The organism is Bradyrhizobium sp. (assembly GCF_035570375.1).
In the GTDB taxonomy this organism is placed as follows: domain Bacteria; phylum Pseudomonadota; class Alphaproteobacteria; order Rhizobiales; family Xanthobacteraceae; genus Bradyrhizobium.
Genome location: NZ_DATMLW010000029.1, coordinates 1 through 4,152 on the forward strand (window position 1 = coordinate 1; position 4,152 = coordinate 4,152).

Here is a 4,152-nt window from a genome sequence, read left to right on the forward strand (position 1 = left end):
AGTCACCGAACGCCGAGTGAAACGGCCCCAGTTCGGGGGGCGAAGCTGGGGCCATCTGGGGGGAACGGCGCCGGGGCGGCCCGCGACGTTCGGCTACAGCCAATCACATCCAGTTCGCCGCCGCTGTTCAGTTTTGCTCATTGTCCTGATTTCAAATCGCGGGACAGCACCGAACGCCCGAGTGACCAAGCGCCGCTGGCGAGCCGTGCGCTGGCGCCGATCGACCGGCACACGGCATCCCGCAGCAATCGGACTCACCAGCGGCCTTCCTAGACTCGTGCAGGGCTTATCGGGTACTGTCCTTGTCATCAAATCTTGGCATGCCTCGTGCGGGCTGCATAATGCTGGGCAATTTTCGCCCTCAGTTTGTAGCGTCCATTTTAGTCGGGGTATTTCAAATGAGTTCTCTTGAACGGCGGCTGGCAGCCGTCACCAACAGGGCAGCCAATCTCAATCGTCAGTTGCACGAATTGTACAAATTGCGTGACCGGGTCAGACAAGCGGAACTATCGACCCGGAAGTGCGGAAACCAGCGGAGACGAAGCGGCATGAAGCCACGCTCGCGGATACGCCGCGCGCCTGCTTATTTCGTGAGGCGAAGCCAGCGCTGCTCGCTCTTGGCATTTCGGATAGCCGGACAGGTGGCCTCATCGTCCAATGGCTGAAGCTGACGAACGACGACGGACCAGCTTGTGCTGGCCTTCCTGGAGTCGTGCTGGGGCTATCCCAGCGCCTTGCGCAGAGGCTCAGATCCAGGCCCGTAATCGTGAGGCTAGAGCGGCCCTACTTGGCTGATTGCAATTGACGATCGGCACCCCGACTTCATTATGAAACGTTGGATAACTTTCCATCTGCAGCGCGCGGTTAGGCGCCTGACCGATATTTAAAGTGCCGCGCATGGATCGTCGAGCGAGGGCTCGATCAGCACCCGGTGAGCGGCGCCCCCTCTCGCGTCGTTCGGTTGCCGTAAAACGTACCCATTGCGACACGTCGATCGTTAGTTTCCCTCACCACGGCAGAGGGTTGGAAGCTAGCGCATCTGCAAAGGCGCCAGGGCCCCCATCGCCGCGACGCGGTGCTTCACTGCGTTCTGCACCTTCTCGAAGGCGCCCACCTCGATCTGGCGCACGCGCTCGCGCGAGACGCCGAATTCCTCGGCCAGCTCCACGAGCGTGATCTGTTCCTCAGCGAGCCGACGCGTTTCGAAGATGCGCCGCTCGCGCTTGTTGAGGACGGTGAGCGCATCGGACAGCTTCTTGCGGCGGTTATCTAACTCCTCGCTCGCGGCGAGCGTCGTCTCCTGGTCCGGGGATTCGTCCACCAGCCAGTCCTGCCACTCGCCGAAATCGCCGTCCTCGCGGATCGCGGCGTTAAGCGAGGCGTCGCCGCCGAGCCGCCGGTTCATGTGAATCACGTCCGTTTCGGTGACGCCGATCCACCCGGCGATGACCTTCACCTGATCCAGCCGCATATCGCCATCGTCGAGGATGGAGATTTTGCTCTGGGCCTTGCGGAGGTTGAAGAACACCTTCTTCTGGTTGGCCGTGGTGCCCATCTTCACCAGCGACCACGAGCGCAGGATGTATTCCTGGATCGCCGCCTTGATCCACCAAACGGCGTAGGTGGCGAACCGGAAGCCCTTCTCCGGCTGGAAGCGCTCGACCGCCTGCATCAGGCCGACATTGCCCTCGGAAATCGCCTCGGAGATCGGCAGGCCGTAGCCGCGATAGTCGCTGGCGATCTTGGTCACGAGCCGCAGATGACTGTTGACCAGCTTGTGCGCGGCGTCGCGATCGCCGTGCTCGCGCCAGCGCTTGGCTAGCATGTATTCTTCCTGGCGCTCCAACATCGGGAACCGCCGGATTTCCTCGAGATAACGGGTGAGACCGGGTTCGGCCGCAAGGATCGGCGGGGCCGCGTTGCGGGCCATGATCAAGCCCTCCAACTAGTTTCGAAACAAAATTATCTGCATCCGGTCCGTTGTCAAGTTAATTTCGAAACGCTATTATATGTCGAAGAGTCAATCATGTCAGCGCGCGGAACCGCAGAGCTCCTGCTGCAGGTGGGACGGCTCGTACAAACTGAGGGCTATGACGGCGAACTCAGCCCGGCCCAATGGATGGCGCTCCGCTTCTTCGCCCGTGCCAACCCGTTCTCGCGGACCCCGTCGGCATTCGCGGAATTTCAAGCGACAACCCGCGGCACCGCAACACAGGCCATTAAGGCGCTTGAAGCGGGTCGGTACCTGGTTCGACGGCCATTCAAGACGGACGGACGAAGCGTAAGTCTGCGGCTGACGAGCAAGGGTAAAAAAGCGCTTGCACGCGATCCGTTCGAGGTTCTGGTGCGCGCCGTGGATTCGCTCGGCGCGCGAGAGCGAACTGCGATGCATCGGGCCCTGCACCAAGTGCTGTCCACTCTAGCCACGAGCGGCACGCATCGGCGCTTCGGTGTTTGCCAGGACTGCACGTACTTCGGCAGAGAGATGTGCGGCAACCAGCCGAGCTCGGGCACCTCAGCCGCGGAATGCCTGTTCCTTGGTGTTCCGATTCAGTCAGAGGACGTAGGTCTTCTGTGCGTCCATTTTCAACCAGTGAACGACCACCGTGAGGACGGACCGACACCATGAATGAGGTTGCCGCTGCGATCTGCTGAAAGGACGCTTAATTGACCTTCGTCGTCAACGAGAGCTGTATTCGCTGCAAAATCATGGACTGCGTCGACGTGTGCCCCGTGGATTGCTTCTACGAGGGCGAGAACATGCTCGTCATCCACCCGGACGAATGCATTGATTGCGGGGTCTGCGTGCCGGAATGCCCGGTCGACGCGATCAAGCCTGACACCGAGCCGGGGCTTGAGAAATGGCTGTCGCTGAATGCGGAATACGCGAAAATCTGGCCAAATATTACGGTCAAAAAAGCGCCCCCGCCCGACTCCAAGGAGTGGGAGGGGAAGCCGGACAAACTCCAATACTTGTCGCCAAATCCCGGCGCGGGTGATTGAGGCGGACAGCGCCCGCGCCGTATGGGTGCCGGACCCGAGAGCGGTCCAACTGATCCAACCGGGCGCAGCTGCGTCCGTGATCACAGTCCCTTCAGTTGGTTCGCGGAGACCGCAACACGTTCCAGCAGAGCAGCAAACCATATGAGGAGAGGGATCATGTACAACGATTCTCTGTTCAATGCGTTCGCTCGGTCCTACGAGGCCCGAAACGAAAGCGATATGTCGATGGCGGAATATCTGGAATCGTGTCGGGGCGATCCGATGCGATATGCCAATGCGGCCGAGCGGCTGTTAGCCGCGATCGGTGAGCCTCAAATGATTGATACGGCCAAGGACGCCCGCCTTGGCCGTATCTTTTTGAACCGGACCATGCGCGCCTATCCGGCCTTCGCTGGATTCTATGGCATGGAGGAAACGATCGAGCGCATCGTCGGCTTCTTCCGGCACGCCGCCCAGGGTCTGGAAGAGCGCAAGCAGATTCTCTATCTGCTGGGCCCGGTGGGCGGTGGAAAATCGTCGCTGGCAGAGCGGCTGAAATCGTTGATGGAAGTCCATCCCATCTACGTGCTGAAGGCCGGCGACGAACTCAGTCCGGTGTTCGAGAGTCCGCTGGGTCTGTTCGATCCGGAGCAACTCGGACCGATGATCGAGGAGAAGTACGGCATTCCGCGTCGCCGCCTCAACGGTCCGATGAGCCCGTGGTGCTACAAGCGGCTCGAAGCGTTCGGCGGCGATATTTCGCGCTTCCGCGTCGCCAAAATCCAGCCCTCGCGCCTGCGGCAGATCGCGATTGCGAAAACCGAGCCGGGCGATGAGAACAACCAGGACATCTCCTCGCTGGTCGGCAAGGTCGACATTCGCAAACTGGAGACCTTCGCGCAGAACGATCCCGACGCCTACAGCTACTCCGGCGGGCTCAATCGCGCCAACCAGGGCATTCTCGAATTCGTCGAGATGTTCAAGGCGCCGATCAAGATGCTGCATCCGCTGCTGACGGCGACGCAGGAGAGCAACTATATCGGCACCGAAAATATCGGCGCGATTCCCTTTACCGGTGTCGTTCTCGCGCATTCGAACGAATCCGAATGGCAAAGCTTCAAGGCCAACAAGAACAACGAAGCCTTCATCGATCGCATTTGCGTCATCAAG

The 4,152-nt window shown here is 60.4% G+C and carries 4 protein-coding genes; 3 read left to right on the forward strand and 1 reads right to left on the reverse strand.

The window, feature by feature from the left end; all coding sequences use genetic code 11:
* Positions 1-1,030: 1,030 nt before the first annotated feature.
* A complete protein-coding gene (rpoH, locus tag VNX23_RS03610; protein ID WP_325627809.1) occupies positions 1,031-1,930 on the reverse strand; it encodes an RNA polymerase sigma factor RpoH in 900 nt (299 codons plus the stop codon).
* Between the two features lie 96 nt (positions 1,931-2,026).
* Between rpoH and VNX23_RS03615 the strand changes: the two genes are divergently transcribed.
* From VNX23_RS03615 to VNX23_RS03625, 3 genes are all read left to right on the forward strand, one after another.
* Complete coding sequence (locus VNX23_RS03615; RefSeq protein ID WP_325627810.1) at positions 2,027-2,629, forward strand: MarR family winged helix-turn-helix transcriptional regulator; 603 nt, start codon at positions 2,027-2,029, stop codon at positions 2,627-2,629.
* Positions 2,630-2,667: 38 nt separating this feature from the next.
* Complete coding sequence (fdxA, locus tag VNX23_RS03620; protein WP_325627811.1) at positions 2,668-3,003, forward strand: ferredoxin FdxA; 336 nt, start codon at positions 2,668-2,670, stop codon at positions 3,001-3,003.
* A 156-nt stretch (positions 3,004-3,159) separates the two neighbouring features.
* On the forward strand, positions 3,160-4,152 hold a 993-nt coding region (locus VNX23_RS03625; RefSeq protein WP_325627812.1), incomplete at its 3' end, for a PrkA family serine protein kinase.

Excerpts from the sequence above, each read along its gene's own strand:
- rpoH (WP_325627809.1), bottom strand. The coding sequence starts at position 1,930 with ATGGCCCGCAACGCGGCCCCGCCGATCCTTGCGGCCGAACCCGGTCTC.
- VNX23_RS03615 (WP_325627810.1), top strand. The coding sequence starts at position 2,027 with ATGTCAGCGCGCGGAACCGCAGAGCTCCTGCTGCAGGTGGGACGGCTC.